14 protein-coding genes are annotated in these 15,199 nt (G+C 55.3%); 9 read left to right on the forward strand and 5 right to left on the reverse strand.

From position 1 onward, the window contains the following. Window positions 1–57: 57 nt before the first annotated feature. The 5 genes from dcuS (at window position 58) to L6439_RS11345 (ending at window position 6,019) form a co-directional block, all read left to right on the forward strand. On the forward strand, window positions 58–1,677 hold the full coding sequence (gene dcuS / locus L6439_RS11325; RefSeq protein WP_237096823.1) for a DcuS/MalK family sensor histidine kinase: 1,620 nt from the start codon (window positions 58–60) through the stop codon (window positions 1,675–1,677). Between the two features lie 8 nt (window positions 1,678–1,685). Continuing rightward, window positions 1,686–2,408, forward strand: a complete 723-nt coding sequence (locus L6439_RS11330; protein WP_237096824.1) for a response regulator — start codon at window positions 1,686–1,688, stop codon at window positions 2,406–2,408. Between the two features lie 142 nt (window positions 2,409–2,550). Then, the gene (locus L6439_RS11335) at window positions 2,551–4,188 is read left to right on the forward strand and encodes an SLC13 family permease (protein WP_168182989.1); all 1,638 of its coding nucleotides are present in this window, start codon (window positions 2,551–2,553) and stop codon (window positions 4,186–4,188) included. 272 nt (window positions 4,189–4,460) lie between these two features. After that, window positions 4,461–5,411 carry a ring-cleaving dioxygenase gene (locus L6439_RS11340; RefSeq protein ID WP_213469753.1) on the forward strand — a complete coding sequence of 317 codons (951 nt, stop codon included), beginning with the start codon at window positions 4,461–4,463 and terminating at the stop codon, window positions 5,409–5,411. After that, window positions 5,408–6,019 (forward strand): alpha/beta hydrolase, encoded by a 612-nt coding sequence (locus L6439_RS11345; RefSeq protein WP_168180150.1) that lies wholly within the window; start codon window positions 5,408–5,410, stop codon window positions 6,017–6,019. Before L6439_RS11340 ends, L6439_RS11345 begins: the two co-directional genes overlap by 4 nt. A 1,271-nt stretch (window positions 6,020–7,290) precedes the next feature. On the opposite strand, the gene cdaS is transcribed toward L6439_RS11345, so the two are convergent. Continuing rightward, a complete protein-coding gene (cdaS, locus tag L6439_RS11350; protein ID WP_168180151.1) occupies window positions 7,291–7,923 on the reverse strand; it encodes a sporulation-specific diadenylate cyclase CdaS in 633 nt (210 codons plus the stop codon). Between the two features lie 226 nt (window positions 7,924–8,149). Between cdaS and L6439_RS11355 the strand changes: the two genes are divergently transcribed. The 3 genes from L6439_RS11355 to L6439_RS11365 all read left to right on the forward strand — a co-directional run bounded on the left by L6439_RS11355 (window position 8,150) and on the right by L6439_RS11365 (window position 10,524). Continuing rightward, window positions 8,150–8,890, forward strand: coding sequence for an RNA polymerase sigma factor (locus L6439_RS11355; RefSeq protein ID WP_213469754.1), 741 nt, complete (start codon window positions 8,150–8,152; stop codon window positions 8,888–8,890). Window positions 8,891–8,906: 16 nt separating this feature from the next. Next, window positions 8,907–9,482 carry an ATP-dependent Clp endopeptidase proteolytic subunit ClpP gene (gene clpP / locus L6439_RS11360; protein ID WP_168180153.1) on the forward strand — a complete coding sequence of 192 codons (576 nt, stop codon included), beginning with the start codon at window positions 8,907–8,909 and terminating at the stop codon, window positions 9,480–9,482. Window positions 9,483–10,101: 619 nt separating this feature from the next. Beyond that, window positions 10,102–10,524, forward strand: coding sequence for a C40 family peptidase (locus L6439_RS11365; protein ID WP_237096906.1), 423 nt, complete (start codon window positions 10,102–10,104; stop codon window positions 10,522–10,524). A 57-nt stretch (window positions 10,525–10,581) separates the two neighbouring features. On the opposite strand, the gene L6439_RS11370 is transcribed toward L6439_RS11365, so the two are convergent. Both L6439_RS11370 and L6439_RS11375 read right to left on the reverse strand, forming a co-directional pair. Then, complete coding sequence (locus L6439_RS11370) at window positions 10,582–12,006, reverse strand: sensor histidine kinase (RefSeq protein ID WP_213469756.1); 1,425 nt, start codon at window positions 12,004–12,006, stop codon at window positions 10,582–10,584. Between the two features lie 57 nt (window positions 12,007–12,063). Further along, the gene (locus L6439_RS11375; protein ID WP_213469775.1) at window positions 12,064–12,747 is read right to left on the reverse strand and encodes a response regulator transcription factor; all 684 of its coding nucleotides are present in this window, start codon (window positions 12,745–12,747) and stop codon (window positions 12,064–12,066) included. A 275-nt stretch (window positions 12,748–13,022) separates the two neighbouring features. Here L6439_RS11375 and L6439_RS11380 point away from each other — a divergent pair, with 275 nt between their 5' ends. Then, window positions 13,023–14,189, forward strand: coding sequence for an AI-2E family transporter (locus tag L6439_RS11380; protein ID WP_213469757.1), 1,167 nt, complete (start codon window positions 13,023–13,025; stop codon window positions 14,187–14,189). Window positions 14,190–14,285: 96 nt separating this feature from the next. Here the strand turns inward: L6439_RS11380 and L6439_RS11385 are convergent, their stop codons facing one another. Together L6439_RS11385 and L6439_RS29470 are read right to left on the reverse strand one after the other, a co-directional pair. Continuing rightward, on the reverse strand, window positions 14,286–14,879 hold the full coding sequence (locus L6439_RS11385; RefSeq protein ID WP_306434359.1) for a divergent polysaccharide deacetylase family protein: 594 nt from the start codon (window positions 14,877–14,879) through the stop codon (window positions 14,286–14,288). Further along, complete coding sequence (locus tag L6439_RS29470) at window positions 14,876–15,079, reverse strand: divergent polysaccharide deacetylase family protein (protein WP_306434360.1); 204 nt, start codon at window positions 15,077–15,079, stop codon at window positions 14,876–14,878. Before L6439_RS29470 ends, L6439_RS11385 begins: the two co-directional genes overlap by 4 nt. Window positions 15,080–15,199: the final 120 nt, after the last annotated feature.

Here is a 15,199-nt window from a genome sequence, read left to right on the forward strand (position 1 = left end):
CCGGTATAGTGATATAGGGAACTGCCATTTTTGTAAAAATAGGTTAGAACATGCGGGGTGACCAAAATAGCGCACGGTCTCAAACGATTCTTTTTTTCCAATCGGCCTTATCAATTGAAGACGCTCATCCTGTGGCTGGTCACGGTGGTGGTCGCTATGGCTCTTGTGCTGACCGGAATCCTTATCGCGAACGATTATGCGGCCGCAACCCAGAGAAGCCTGGAGGAGAGGGCGCAAGCCATCGCCAGCGCGGTCGGCCAGACGCCGACCGTACTGGACAGTCTGCGCAACGGAACCTATGGCGGTCCCGTCCAGACATATACGATGAAAGTGAAAGCGGATACAAACGTGGGGTATATCGTCGTCATGGATATGAACAGCGTTCGTCTCTCTCATCCCAATGAAGAGATGATAGGCAAAACGTTTGTCGGAGGAGACGAAGGGCCGGCCCTGGAAGGGAAAAGTTACACGTCCGTTGCGGTCGGCACGCTAGGGGAATCGATGCGCGCCTTCATGCCGATCTGGGACGGGGGAGAGCAGGTTGGCGCCGTGGCGGTCGGAATCGCGAAGGATAAAATCAATGACGCGGTGCTGCGCAGTCAAAAAATCATCCTTCTCGGCATGGGAGCAGGCCTGGCGGCAGGCTTGATCGGGGCGCTGCTGCTGGCGCAGAAGGTCAAGCGCTCGATGCACGGCCTGGAGCCGGCGGAAATCGCGAAGCTGCTGGAGGAACGAGAGGCGATGCTCGCTTCTGTTCGCGAAGGAGTCGTCGCGATTGACGAACAGGGGATCATGGTGCTGGCGAACCGGGCTGCACGGGACATATTCAAGCGGGCGGGACTTCACGCCGAACCGGTCGGGAAGCATGTGCGGGAGGTAATGCCGCAGTCAACGCTGCAGGATGTCCTGATTCACCAAAGAGCAGAGCTGGATCAGCAGCAAACATTGAACAATCTGGAAATCGTCGTGAACTGCGTTCCCGTCAAGGCTGCCGGCCAACTGGTAGGCGCGCTGGCAACGTTCCGGGATAAAACGGAGCTGACGAGCATGCTGGAGCAATTATCGGGCGCCAAAAATTATGCGGAAAGCCTGAGGGTTCACACGCATGAGTTCATGAATAAGCTTCATGTCATATCCGCCATGGTGCATACGGAATCCTACAAGGAGCTTCGGGCGTATATCAGGCGGATTTCCACTCATTATCAAAAGGATGTGGGCTGGGTCTTCAACCATGTGAAGGACCCGGTGATAGCGGGATTTTTGCTCAATAAGCTCAGCTTCCTGCAGGAGCATGACGTCGAAGTGACGCTGACAGGACGGGAAGCGTGGCCGTCCATTGCGAGGCCGGAGGTTCTTGACGCGCTGATCACGATCATCGGCAATTCATTGGACAACGCCTATGAAGCGATTGCGGGGCAGGAGGAGAAAGAAGTCGCGGTAGAACTGTCCTCCGCGAGGGAGGGCCGTCTGGAATGGACGGTGCGGGATAATGGCCCGGGTCTGGCGGAGGAACTGGCCGGAGAGATCGGGAGAGGGAAATCCACCAAAGGAGAAGGAAGGGGCTACGGTCTCCATCTGATCCACAAAGCGGCGGCGGACACGGGCGGGACGGTACATATATCCTCAAGGAAAGGAGACGGGGTGACCTTGACGGTGAGCATTCCATACCAGGCATGATTCAGGTCTTGATTATTGAAGATGATCCGATGGTGGCGAAGTTCAACGGGATGTACGTGAACAAGGTGCCGGGCTTCGCATTGGCGGGAACGGCTGCCGGAATCGAAGCGGGCTGGGAACTTGTCAAGAGCGGAAACATCGACTTAGTTCTGCTGGACGTGTATCTGGCGAACAAGAACGGGCTTGATGTGCTGGTCAATGCAAGGAAAGCCAACCTGGCCGTAGATGTTATCGTGGTCTCTTCGGCGAATGACCACGCGTCCGTGCAGACGGCTCTTCGCTACGGGGCCGTAGATTATTTAATCAAGCCCTTTGATTTTGAGCGGTTCCGGGAGGCGCTTATGCGTTACAAGTACCGATGCATCCAGATGCGGCAAGAAGGCATCCGGCAAGAAGAGGTTGATGCGCTGTTCCACCGACGATGCGGGAACAAAGACTGGATCGGGGAGAGCCTGCCCAAAGGGATTACGAAAGAAACGTTTCTTCGCGTCCTGCGCGAGATCAACAAGCTGGAGGGCTGGTTCTCCACGGCCGACTTGGCTGAATTGACGGGGATATCCAGAGTGTCACTGCGCAAATATTTGCGCTTTCTGGAGGAAAACAACACCTTGCTTAGCGATGTCAGCTATCAAGGCTGCGGCCGCCCCCTCCAGCAGTATAAGCTCAGCGCAGAGGGACTGGATTACTTGCTTTCTATTTTGTTAAAAGAAGAAAAAGTACGGGTTGAATAAGCTCGCGCGGTGGCGGCGAGCTTTTTTTCTGTTACAGGCGCTTTTTTTAGTTACAAAACCCACGACATTAGTTAAAAAATGTATACAGATTTTAAAATTTGTAACAAAATGTACGAAAGCGCTTACAGATGGGGGATGAATGATGAAGCAATTGGTTGTATCCGCTTGGCGCAGCCTGTGGGCACAGCATAAGCGAACGAAAGAGGTATTGACGGTATCCGGCCAAGCACCGGATCGGGGAGGCGCCCGGCCTGGGGTCAAGTCCAATAAGCCGTATGCCACAGCACAGCTTGTCGGATTTATTTTGGGACCTGCATTGTTTATCCTGACGATGCTATTTTTTGAACCCGACGGATTGTCTCCGGAAGGGAAATCCGTGCTCGCCGTTACGTTATGGATCGCCGCATGGTGGATTACCGAAGCGATACCGATTCCGGCTGCATCTCTGCTGCCGCTGATCCTGCTGCCTGTCACGGGAGCGATGCCGGGCAGCGCGGTCGCTTCCTCCTACGGCAACGATATTATTTTTTTGTTTTTGGGCGGTTTTTTTATCGCCACCGCGATGGAGAAGTGGAATCTGCACAAAAGGTTGGCTCTCTTTATTATTTCGCTCATTGGTACGAGCACGCAGCGCATCCTGCTTGGCTTTATGGCCGCAACCGGATTTTTGTCGATGTGGGTCTCCAATACGGCAGCCGTCATGATGATGGTCCCGATGGGATTGGCGATTACGGCCCAGATTGCAAGCACCTTGGCAGGCAAGCCGGAAGAAGAGGAGCTTCCGAAGTTTGAGAAGTCTCTCATATTTGGCATCGGCTATGCAGGCACGATTGGCGGCCTCGGAACGCTGATCGGCACTCCGCCCAATATTATTCTGGTCGCTCAAATGAACGAGTTATTCGGCATTTCCATCTCTTTTGCCCAATGGATGCTGTTTGCCGTTCCGGTCGTCATGCTGATGCTGATCTCGACGTGGTTTTATTTGGGGAGAATCAAGTTCAAAACATCGATCCGCCAGCTTCCGGGCGGGAAAGAGTTAATTCAGAGCGAGCGCAGCAAGCTTGGCAAAACCTCCTTTGAAGAAGGAATGGTTGGCCTCGTGTTCGTCTTCGCTGCTTTTATGTGGATCACGCGGGAGTTTTTATGGGTAGACGGCGGTTTGTTCGTGCCTATCCCCGGCATCTCGGACGGGATGATTGCGATTATGGCCGCGGCCCTTTTGTTTATCATTCCGGCCAGAGGAGAAGCAAGCTCCCGCATTTTGAATTGGAGCGACTCCAAGGATATTCCATGGGGCGTCCTCCTTCTGTTCGGAGGCGGGTTAGCGATTGCCGCGGGCTTCCGTTCCAGCGGCCTGTCCGACTGGATGGGAGAACAACTGACGATGCTTGACGGTTTTCATCTTATCGTTATTATTTCATGCGCTACTCTTCTGATCATGATGATGACCGAGATTACGTCCAATACGGCAACCGCAACGATGATCCTGCCGGTCGTCGCCGCGCTCGCGATCGCCTTGGGCATTCATCCGTTCGCGCTCATGATCCCTTGCGCCATGGCGGCCAACTGCGCCTTCATGCTGCCTGTCGGCACGCCGCCCAACGCGATTATATTCGGCACGGGGAAATTAAAAATTATCGACATGGTCCGGGCGGGATTTTCCGTTAACGTATTCGCGACAATCATCATTATTCTTGCCGTATATTATTTGCTGCCGATCGTTTTTGGAATTGATTTGAATGTGATTCCGGACAGTCTCATGACAAAAGCTCAGGGCTAGGTTGTTACCATGCGGAAGCCGCGGAGACGGCGCGGTTGTCTTTGGCGCTAGAGTGTTCATGAGTCGCTGCCCTATCTGTTGACCGAACCGGTTCCTTTGGGAGCCGGTTTTCTGCCGTTCCTGTCCTGTCTGGACGAGGTGGGGCAGACTTGTTGACTGGCTGGGGCGGGTGCGGGGCACACTTGACAGAAGGAGAGAAATATAATATCTTTAAATCGAGATATTAATTGGTGTAATTGATTTATACTGAGATAAAAAAAGGAGAGATCCATATGACTTTGCATACGGCAGGGATCCATCACATCACGGCTTTTGCCCGCGATCCGCAGGCGAACGTTGACTTCTATGCCGGCGTTCTCGGCTTGCGGCTTGTCAAGAAGACGATTAATTTCGATGCCCCGGAAGTATACCATTTGTATTTCGGGAACGAGGTGGGCGGCCCGGGGACGATCATTACGTTCTTCCCGTGGCCCGATTCCCGCAGGGGCCGGATCGGGGGCGGCCAGGTCGGCATGACGACGTATGTCGTTCCGCCGGGGGCCCTGGACTTCTGGGAAGCGCGGCTGAGACGGTTCGGCATTTCCGTCATGACAGGCCGCCGCTTCGAGGAGAACTATTTGCAGTTTACGGATAATGAAGGCTTGCGGCTCGAACTTGTGGAACGGGAGGAAGGTCCGGCCAGCGAATGGTCGTTCGGCGGAATCCCGGCGGACAAGGCGATCAAGGGCTTCGGCGGAGCGGTGCTGTTCAGCGTGCATGCCAACGAGACGATGAGCGTGCTCGAGCATGTGCTCGGCTTGACCCGGGTCGGCGAGGATGCCGGATTCGTCCGCTTCCGGGCGGCCGGGGACCTCGGCAATCTGATCGATATTCCGAAGTCGGATATGGAGCCGGGAGTCGGGGGCGCAGGGACCGTGCACCATATCGCGTGGCGGGCCCGCGATTTCGAGGAGCATGAAGAGTGGCGGAGCGCGGTGGAGCAGAGCGGCTATCATCCGACGCCGATCGTCGACCGCCAATATTTCAACGCCGTCTACTTCCGGGAGAACGGCGGGATTCTGTTCGAGATTGCGACCGATCCGCCGGGCTTTACGCGCGATGAGCCATTCGAGTCGCTCGGAGAGAGACTGATGCTGCCGGAATGGTTCGAGCCGCACCGCACCCGGATTGAAGCGAATCTGCTGCCGATCGAGGTCAGGGCGCTGCAGGAGGGAGAAGCATGAGGCATCTGTACGAAAAAGGGACGAACGACTCGGCCCCGACGCTGGTCCTGCTGCACGGGACGGGCGGTTCGGAGCGCGATCTGGTGCCGCTGGCGCGGATGATCTCGCCGGAATCGGCGGTGCTCAGCCTGCGCGGCAATGTGCTGGAGAATGGAATGCCGCGCTTTTTCCGGAGGCTTGCGGAAGGGGTCTTCGATGAAGAGGATCTGCTGTTCCGGACGGGAGAAGTGAACGACTTCCTGGACCAAGCGGCGGAACAGTACGGGTTCGATCGGCGCAATCTTGTGGCCGTCGGCTATTCCAACGGCGCGAATATCGCCGCCAGCCTGCTGTTCCATATTCAAGCGGCATGGGCCGGCGCCATTCTCCATCATCCGATGGTTCCGCGCCGCGGCGTCGTCCTGCCTGACCTGAGCGGTGTCCCCGTCTTTATCGGGGCGGGCAAGAATGACCCGATATGCCCGCCGCAGGAGACGGAAGAACTGGAGGGGCTGCTGCGCGGAGCGGGCGCCGACGTATCCGTTCATTGGGAGCGGTACGGGCATCAGTTGACCTCCTCCGAGGCGGAGGCGGCGGCGGACTGGTTCCGCGGCAAGTTTTTGCAGTAAGGGAACGGCATATCGATGAATGAGCAACTGGGGCTGTCTCCCACGCAGTGTGAAGCAGCCGTGAGACAGCCCCAGTCTGTGAACACGGCGGCCTGCGGCTTCTCTGGACATGCCCGGATTATTCGAGGTGACGGCTCGTTCCCTCTTATTTGTGCGGCTGCTATCGCGCTGTCAGATTCCGCTTTGCTTCGAACCCGGTTCAAGCCTGCTTCGGCTTCCCTTCGAGGCTGGTTCACGGCTAGTCCGTACCTAGTTCGATCCTGCTTCAAATTCACTTGGATTCTGCGACTATACTTGAGTTTTACGACTGTGCTTGGATTCTGCGACTGTACTTGAGTTTTCGACTGTGCTCTTGGATTCTGCGACTATGCTTGATTTTTACGACTGTGCTTGGATTCTGCGGACTACACTTGAGTTTTCGACTGTGCTTGGATTCTGCGGACTATACTTGAGTTTTACGACTGTACTTGGATTCTGCGACTGTACTTAGTTCTGCGATTATACTTAAATTCTATAACTATATTTGGATTCTACGACGATTCTGCTGCGATACTACTTCAGTTCTACTTGTGACTTTACTTCGAATCTATTTCGATTCTGGTTCGACACTGCTTCTGAACTCCTTCTGAACTGCTACCGTACTGCTGCCGTACTGCTTCCGTACTGCTTCCATTCTGCATACACACTACGTAAATACTACTTCAATACTACTTCAATACTACTTCCATACTGCCACCGTACTTCTAACGTACTGCTTACATACTGCTTCTGTACTGCTTCCGTGATGATACCATTTATTTCCATTTTATACCTGGCGCTTTACTCTTCTCGCCGCTCAACTTGCCGAAATACTGCGAAAATGCAGCATTTTCTTATGATTTGAACTCCGCTCAAGTCATTCCTGCAAAACTGCAGGAATTTCAGCCATGCCAAAGGATAAAACGCAATAATCGGAGAAATTGATGCGTTTTTGCAGGAATTTTATCAAAGAGCACATCAAAAAGCGAAAAATCCTGCGTTTACGCAGGATTTCGCCGCCGTCGCTCATTGACCGCAGCATCGTCCGCGTCCGCAGCATCGTCCGCGTTCACAGCATGTCCGCCCGGCGCCTCATCGCCGCTTCCGATTGTCCCCCACCGATTTCTCCGCTTCCATATTGGTTGCCCTTCGGTTCTGCCCTTTGACATTTGTAACTCTCCTATGAGCAGTCCTTCAGGAAGTGTCCGATTGGCAGTTCCTTTATTAAGAAGCCTATGGGAAAGTCCCTTGCGTTATTTCGTATCCCCCGCGGGGATAAGCGTGGAGATAGGATACAGCCGGCCGCCCAACGCGAAAGAAGCGGTGCCCGATTCTTCGGAGACGACAAGGACGAGCGCATCGCTGCGCTCGCTCAAGCCCGCCGCGGCCCGGTGGCGCGTGCCGAATTTGGAACCGGGAGGGATCGAACGGGAGAGCGGCAGTATATTGCCTGCCGACAGAATCTCGTTCGAGCGGATAATGACGGCGCCGTCATGAAGCGGGCTGCCCGAGATGAAAATCGATTCGAGCAGCGAATGGGTCAAGGTCGCGCCGATCGGCGTCCCGGGCTGGATGAGATGGTCGAGGGGGTCCTGCCGCTGCACGACGATCAGCGCTCCGAGTCTTCGCTGCGACAAATGATGAATGCTCAGCGTCAGCTCGGCGTATTTGTCGGTGTAGGGGGATAGATAACAGTTCAAATAAAAGGAGGCCGCCGTCGATTCAAGCGCGATAATGCTTTGGCGGAACTGCTCGAACTGGCCGAGCATGCAATTGTCTGACTCATCGAACACTTCCAGACTTCGCCGGATATCATCGGAGAGCTGCTTCAGCCGCTCCTTCAACTGCTGCTTGACGATGGATAGATCGCAATTACCCGTCTCCATGCTCCTGCTCCTTGTCGTGCCGATTTTCTTCTTATTGATAATGTAAACCTTCGGGAAGGTCCTTATACAGCAAAGTTTATTTTATCCAACCCGTGACGCCTGCCCGCGGCTTTCCATATAAGCTCAGGATGTGTTAATTTTATTTCAAATGAAGCGTATCCTTTTTGGCCGTTCGGCCGTTTACGTAGTGTAAACGAAAGGAACTAGCAAAGGAGGGCCCCATTCCATGGCCTTTGTGAAATCCGATCTGACCTCTTCTGCGAGCGAGGCGCATGATGCGCTGCTGGAGGCGCTGCCTTCGCTGCGGAAATATTGCATGTCCCTGACCGGCTCGCCATGGGATGCGGAGGATCTGGTGCAGGATGCCTGCCTCAAGGCGATCCCCGTATTCCGGCGGCCAGGCGGCAAGCCGCTTCAGACGGAAGCGTACTTGCTGCGGACGGCGAAGCATGCCTGGATCGATCGCATTCGTAAAGATAGAACCGCTCAGCGTCTGCACCGTCTCCAGATGCCGCAGGATCTGATCGATGTCCCGGACCCCGATGCCGGGATGGAGATGGAAGCGGCCATGTCTTGGCTGCTGACGTATTTGTCGCCGCTGCAGCGGACCGTGCTGCTGCTGAGAGAAGGTCTTGGCTACTCGGCGGCGGAGACGGCCGCTCTGCTCCATACGACGGAGGGGGCGGTCAAGTCCGCGCTGCATCGCGCCCGTACCGTCCTGCGGACCGAACTGCCGGCGGAGGAGGAGCGGCGGCTTCCCATTCCCGAGGGGGTGGATGAGCGCCTGCTGAAGGACTATCTGTCCGCTTTCCGCGGCGGAGACGCCGCCCGCCTCGTCGAGCTGGGACTGCAGGGCGCCATCGAGCCTGTCGTCTCCCTGCATGCCGTCCTGGGAGGCCGTGCCTGCCGCGTTCAGGGAATGCTTACCAACTGTATCCGTTCATCTTCTTGGAGGATGGCGGCCTGACGAGAGGAGCATTCGCATGAATTTCATACCGTATGTGGTCGAGCAGACCAAGGCGGGAGAACGGAGCTACGATATTTATTCCCGTTTGCTGAAGGACCGGATCGTGATGGTATCCGGGGAGATTGAGGATCAGATGGCCAATTCGGTTGTGGCGCAGCTGCTGTTCCTGGCAGCGGAGGATCCGGAGAAGGACATTCAGATGTATATCAATAGCCCGGGCGGTTCGGTGACGGCCGGATTCTCGATTTACGACACGATGCAGTTCATCAAGCCGGACGTGTCCACCATCTGCATCGGCATGGCCGCCAGCTTCGGGGCTATGCTGCTGACCGGAGGCGCGAAGGGGAAGCGGATGTCGCTCGCCAACAGCGAAGTAATGATTCACCAGCCTCTTGGCGGAGTGCGTGGGCAGGCGTCCGATATCCAGATCCATGCCGAGTGGATACTGAGCACCCGGCGGAAGGTGAACCGGATTTTGTCGGAGCATACCGGCCAGCCGATCGAGCGGATCGAGCAGGATACGGATCGCGATCGCTTCATGGATCCGAAGGAAGCCCTCGCGTACGGGATTATCGACAAGATTATCGCCTAGCGGAATGCAGGCCGCGAAGCCCCTGGAACGGCAACGAGACGGCAGTCTCCTGGCCGGACGCCGGGGGCTTCTTGTTGTCTCGCGTCGATGAGCCGGCTTTGCGGAAGCAGCGGCAAGGACGTATGCTGGAGACGATTGGCAAGGACTTCGATCTCGCATTGACGGTTCATGGGAGTGGAGTTCAGCGGTGCAAACTTGTCATCTGCAAGGCAGCGGCGCGGCGCCTCATGGTGAGTAATTATGAGGGAAAAATGAGAGAGCCCGCTTGCCCGTCACGCGCCCGGCCTGCCGGGCCACGATGACTGGATTTGCGGGCGCGGCAATGCCGCAGCACGCTTATGTTGGCTGCCAGAAGCATCTGGCGGTTTTGTCATGTCTGGGAGCAGGATGAGATGTCAAGAGGAGTTTTATGAGAAAAGTCTAATCGCTTTCTCATCGGACGCCGCAAACGCAACGGGCACCGATTCCATTTCACGTTTAAGAAAATTCTGGGAAAAATTTATATGTTATGGTGGTTTCAGGTGATTTCCTAACCCGATTTGAAGGAGGATGTACTACATTGAAACCAGCCAAGTTCGGTAAAATCCTGATTAGCGTAAGCTTGAGCGTCTCATTCCTGATGTCAGCAAGCGTCATGATGCCGCTGCAGCCAGCGAGTGCGGCCTCCGCTACCGCGAGCAGCGCCAAAGCGAAGAGCATCATTGCCACCGGCAAAAAATATATGGGCGTTCCTTATAAGTTCGGAGCTAAGTCCGGCATTACGAGCGCGTTCGACTGCTCTTCATTCGTCCAATATGTATACAAGAAGCATGGCATCAAGCTTCCCCGGACTTCGAAGCAGCAATCGAAGGTCGGCCAGAAGGTAAGCAAGAGCCAGATGAAGCCGGGAGATCTGGTCTTCTTCTACTCTCCGGTTCACCATGTCGCCATCTATATTGGGGATGGGAAAATACTGCATACTTACGGTAAACCAGGCGTAACGATCTCCAGCCTGGACGGAAAATGGGGCAAGCGCATAACAGGGATTCGCCGCGTCCTGTAACCGGACAAGCTATGATAAGGCCTCCTGAAGATACGAAGCTCGTGTCTTTAGGAGGCCTTATTGCGTTGCCGGAGCGGCAGGGAGGCATACCGTGAAGGTGCTTCCTTCGCCGAGGCGGCTCTCCACCTCGATGCGGCCCTGGTGATTGTTCACCAGCTGCTTGGCGATAGACAAGCCGAGCCCGGTGCCGCCGGTCGCGCGGGAACGGGCTTTGTCCACCCGGTAGAACCGATCGAATACGCTGCCGATCTCGTCGGCCGGAATCCCGATGCCGGAATCGGCGACGGAGAAGCATACGTGCTCTTGGCTCCGCGCGACCTCTACCCGAATCCAACCTCCCGGGTTCGTGTAGCGGATGGCATTCTCGATCAGGATGATGGCGACCTGACGGAGCTGGTCCTCGTCGCCGAGCACGAAGGCATCCTTGTCCAGATTGACGCGGAGCGTGATGCCCCGCTCCTCGGTCCAGAGCTGATGGATGGCCTGATGGATCGTATCGGAGAGATCGATGCGCTCCCGGCTCGGCGTGATGCTGCCTGTCCGGGCCAGCGTGAGCAATTGCGCAATAAGGCGCTGCATACGCTGACTCTCCTGATCCAGCGCTTCGAGCGAGCGGTTCAGGACATCCGGGTTGCTCGTGCCCCAGCGCTTCAGCAGCTTGACGTAGCCCCGGAAGGCGGTCAGAGGCGTGCGAAGCTCGTGGGAAGCATCCGAGACGAAGTTTTTCTCCCGTTCGACCTGCTCTCCCAGCTGCACAAGCATGTGATTGAGCGTGCGGGCCAGATCATTCAGCTCCCGCGGCGTATCGGGCACCGGAATCCGATGCTTCAGATCCGGATGCTCCTGAATCCGCCGGACGGCGTTCGTGATGGCGAATAACGGGGAGAGATTCCGCTGCGTCACATGGTAGAGCAGGAGCGATCCGACGGTGGAGCTGATCAGTCCGGTAATAAACAGCACTTGCACCATAATCTGAAGGAGGCGTTCGACATTGTTCAATTGCACGCGAATATGGATCGTCCCTTCTCCGCCGCTCAGCGGATTCCACACGAGCTGATCCCGGAAGAACAGCCCGCTCTTGGCGTTCCACTTCAACGTATCGACCACCCAGTTCAGCTTCGCTTCCTGCTGATTGGTATCATAGGCCTCATACCATCCCCGGGACTGGGCCACGATACGGCCGGATGCATCGATAACTTGAACGTAATAGTTTGCGTGATCGGGATAGAGCATCTCATCCAAAATCTCCTGGTACTGCTTGTCGGCGGGGGTCTCCAGCGTATCGATTAATTTGAGTTCGACCGCAGTCAGTTCCCGGCGCGTATCCTGAATGACGGTATGGCTGACGGTTCCCATAATGAACAGGCCGATCCAGACGATAACCCCAAGCAAGCTGAGTACATATAGCATGGTGGTTCGGAACATTAACGTATCCGGCAAAAAAGAGAAGGGCTTGATGAGGCGGGAAAAAAAGGACTTCATCAGAACGACCTCCCATTGGAGCGACATGTGCCTTTGGTGAATCGGCAGAGATTCCGGCTAAGACGAACGCAGCACATACCCGACCCCGCGCACCGTATGAATGAGCTTCGGCTTGTAGGTTCGATCCAGCTTGTTGCGAAGGTAGCGGATATAGACGTCGACCACGTTCGTCTCGCCGGCGAAGTCATAGCCCCAGACATCGGACAGAAGCTGCTCCCGGCTGATCACTTCGCCTTGATGCTCGGTTAAATAGAGCAGCAGATCAAATTCCCGCTGCGTCAGCTCGATCTGTTCGCCCTCGCGCCTCACCAATCTTTTTTTCACATCGATCGTCAAGCTGTCGACTCGATACAATTCCGGCGACGCGGCTGGCCATGACGGATTATGCCGGCGGAGTACGGTCCGGATGCGCGCCAGCAGCTCCTCGATCTCGAAAGGCTTCGTGATGTAATCATCAGCGCCGGTATCGAGGCCGGCGATTTTGTCGCCGATATAATCCCGGGCCGTCAACAATATGATCGGCACGTCGCTCGTCTTCCGGATGCGGCGGCACACTTCCAAGCCGTTCAGGCGGGGAATCATCCAATCCAGAAGAATCAGATTCCACTCCTGCCGCTTGAAATAGTCGAGCGCCTGCTCGCCGTCTTCCGCAACCGTCACATCGTAGCCCTCATGCTGAAGCTCCAACTGAAGGAACTCGGATACATTATGCTCATCTTCCACGAGCAGAATCGTTGTCATGGCATCAATCACCGCTTTTCCCCTGTTTGCCCTTATTATGTCCGGAGCTCCGCCATTCATGCCGAGCCGGGCCGGGAAGCAGATGATCGATCAGGCCTAGGGAAATGACGGATGGGGGACATAGCGGAAAAGCGGACGGCGGGGTGGGAGAAACATAGAAAAAGGGGGGGCTTTCCCGGGTCCGGAGCAGAGTTAGGATTCGGGAAATCAGTATGCTACAATGAGAAAAAAGCGATGCTGAACCAATGAGATGGAGTGGAAAAGGGGGAATGCATATGGATCAACCTCAATCGAGGATGAGCAAGTTCAAACTGTTTTTTCTAAACAACCGCTTCGTTCTGTTTTTGCTGATTCTGCTGTTGATCGGGCTCAACATCTTCCTGCTGACCAAGATATCGTTCGTCTTCCGTCCGGTGCTGGTCTTGATCAAGACCGTCCTGCTGCCTGTCATTCTGGCGGGCGTATTATATTATTTACTGAACCCGATCGTAGATTATTTTCAGGAAAAAGGCGTGAAGCGGGTCTTTACGATCCTGCTGCTCTACCTCATCATCTTGGGACTGCTTACGATCGTGGTCTTGGCCGTCATTCCGGTCATACGCCATCAGGTGATGGAGATGGTCTCGAACTTCCCCGCCTTTTCGGCCCATATCGAGAACCTGCTTACGGACCTGATTGGCAGCGATTATATTCAGCGCTTCCAGCAGACCGTCGACTGGGATACGTCGAAGCTGATCAATACGGTAACGGAGCGTGCCACCAGCCTGTTAAATAATACATGGTCAAGCATCGGCGGATTCGTCGGGGCGGTGACAGAGACGATTCTCGCCTTGGTGACCGTGCCGTTCATCCTGTTCTACCTTCTGAAGGACGGGAAGAAGCTGCCAGCTTATATTCTGGGGTTTGTGCCGACGGCGCTGCGCAAGCAGACCGATCAAGTGATGACGGAGATGAACCATCAGATCAGTTCCTATATCCGGGGACAGATTATCATCAGCTGCTGCATCGGCATGCTTCTCTATATCGGATACCTGATTATCGGCCTTGACTATTCGCTTATTCTGGCCATTATCGCGGCCTGCACGAGCATCGTTCCTTATCTGGGGCCCGCGATCGCGATTACGCCGGCGCTTATCGTGGCGCTCGTCACTTCGCCGATAATGCTGTTGAAGATGATCGTCGTCTGGACGGTCGTTCAGTTAATCGAAGGCAAGTTCATTTCCCCGCAAATTATGGGCAAGACGCTGCGGATTCATCCGATCACGATTATCTTCGTCATTTTGACGGCCGGCAATCTGTTCGGCGTCATCGGCATCATCCTGGCCGTGCCCGGATATGCGGTGCTGAAGGTCGTGGCCACGCATCTGTTCCGATGGTTCCAAGCCCGGTCGCATCTGTACGACGGGCCGCCTGCGGGACCGGATCCGACGGTCAGGGGATAGCCGCCACCCTGAAGCTCCGCATCCCTAACGGCAGACATAGACCAGCTGGCATCCCTCCCTGCAGCTGGTCTATGACCCGGGGGCCGGGGCGAAGGCTCATGAATGCGGGATTAAGGGAAGGAAGGGAGGCAGGACCTCTGATACTTTTTTGAAGGCGATCCGATCCCGGCTCATCTCCTCCATCTGCTCCTTCACGACAGCTGCCGTAACATGTCCGGCGCTTCCGACATGCCCGATGGCAATGCATATATTATGATCCTTCAGATGCGTCCGCATCAGCTTGAACTGCTTCTTTATGGCCGACGCTTTATGAATGTCGTCAAGGAAGATATGGTTCTCTAGCGACGGGATTTTTACTTCCTCCGCCACTTTGCCCACAATGCTGCGGTAGTTGGTATGGCTATCCAAGAAATAAATGCCCCGTTCCTTGCACACTTCCAATATAACCCGCATCACTCTCGGATTAACCGTCACCTTGGAACCCATATGATTGTTCATTCCCACCGCATGGGGCACATCATCGATAGCCGCATGCACCCGCTTCCGAATCTCATCCTCGCTCAGATTCGTCGTAATCGCCCCAGGTCCCAGCCCCATTTTTTTGCCTCCCAGCGCTTCCATCGGCATGTGCACGATGACTTCGTGCCCGGCTGCATGAGCCCGTTCGGCGTCACTCTTGGTATATTTCAAAACGGCATCACCGCCACGGTTACCTTGAAGGGCAGCTCCATAATCTCCTGTGTTCCGCGCCCGTTATTGCCGAAATCATCGATGACGATGACGGCCGTTTTCTGCGGTTCGGCCGCTGCCGTTCCGGGCAGGAGGCAGGCGAGGAGGGCCAGCATGATCATGTAGCGGCAGCTTGCGTTAATCATTGGGTGTCGTATCATTTGCTCACACATCCTATCTATACATTCCTTTTTAGGTTGCGTAGGCGGGCAAATTTCAGTCTGTAATTTTTTCACAGCATCAAAACAACAGGTATGGAGAACTTAAAGGCAGTACAAGCT

It is taken from the genome of Paenibacillus dendritiformis (assembly GCF_021654795.1).
GTDB lineage: Bacteria > Bacillota > Bacilli > Paenibacillales > Paenibacillaceae > Paenibacillus_B.

Bases quoted from the DNA above. Each gene is read 5' to 3' on its own strand.
- L6439_RS11340 (WP_213469753.1), top strand. From the start codon at position 4,461: ATGACTTTGCATACGGCAGGGATCCATCACATCACGGCTTTTGCCCGC.
- L6439_RS11365 (WP_237096906.1), top strand. From the start codon at position 10,102: ATGTCAGCAAGCGTCATGATGCCGCTGCAGCCAGCGAGTGCGGCCTCC.
- L6439_RS11370 (WP_213469756.1), bottom strand. From the start codon at position 12,006: ATGAAGTCCTTTTTTTCCCGCCTCATCAAGCCCTTCTCTTTTTTGCCG.
- clpP (WP_168180153.1), top strand. From the start codon at position 8,907: ATGAATTTCATACCGTATGTGGTCGAGCAGACCAAGGCGGGAGAACGG.
- L6439_RS11335 (WP_168182989.1), top strand. From the start codon at position 2,551: ATGAAGCAATTGGTTGTATCCGCTTGGCGCAGCCTGTGGGCACAGCAT.
- L6439_RS11355 (WP_213469754.1), top strand. From the start codon at position 8,150: ATGGCCTTTGTGAAATCCGATCTGACCTCTTCTGCGAGCGAGGCGCAT.
- L6439_RS29470 (WP_306434360.1), bottom strand. From the start codon at position 15,079: ATGATACGACACCCAATGATTAACGCAAGCTGCCGCTACATGATCATG.
- L6439_RS11375 (WP_213469775.1), bottom strand. From the start codon at position 12,747: ATGACAACGATTCTGCTCGTGGAAGATGAGCATAATGTATCCGAGTTC.
- L6439_RS11345 (WP_168180150.1), top strand. From the start codon at position 5,408: ATGAGGCATCTGTACGAAAAAGGGACGAACGACTCGGCCCCGACGCTG.
- L6439_RS11380 (WP_213469757.1), top strand. From the start codon at position 13,023: ATGGATCAACCTCAATCGAGGATGAGCAAGTTCAAACTGTTTTTTCTA.
- cdaS (WP_168180151.1), bottom strand. From the start codon at position 7,923: ATGGAGACGGGTAATTGCGATCTATCCATCGTCAAGCAGCAGTTGAAG.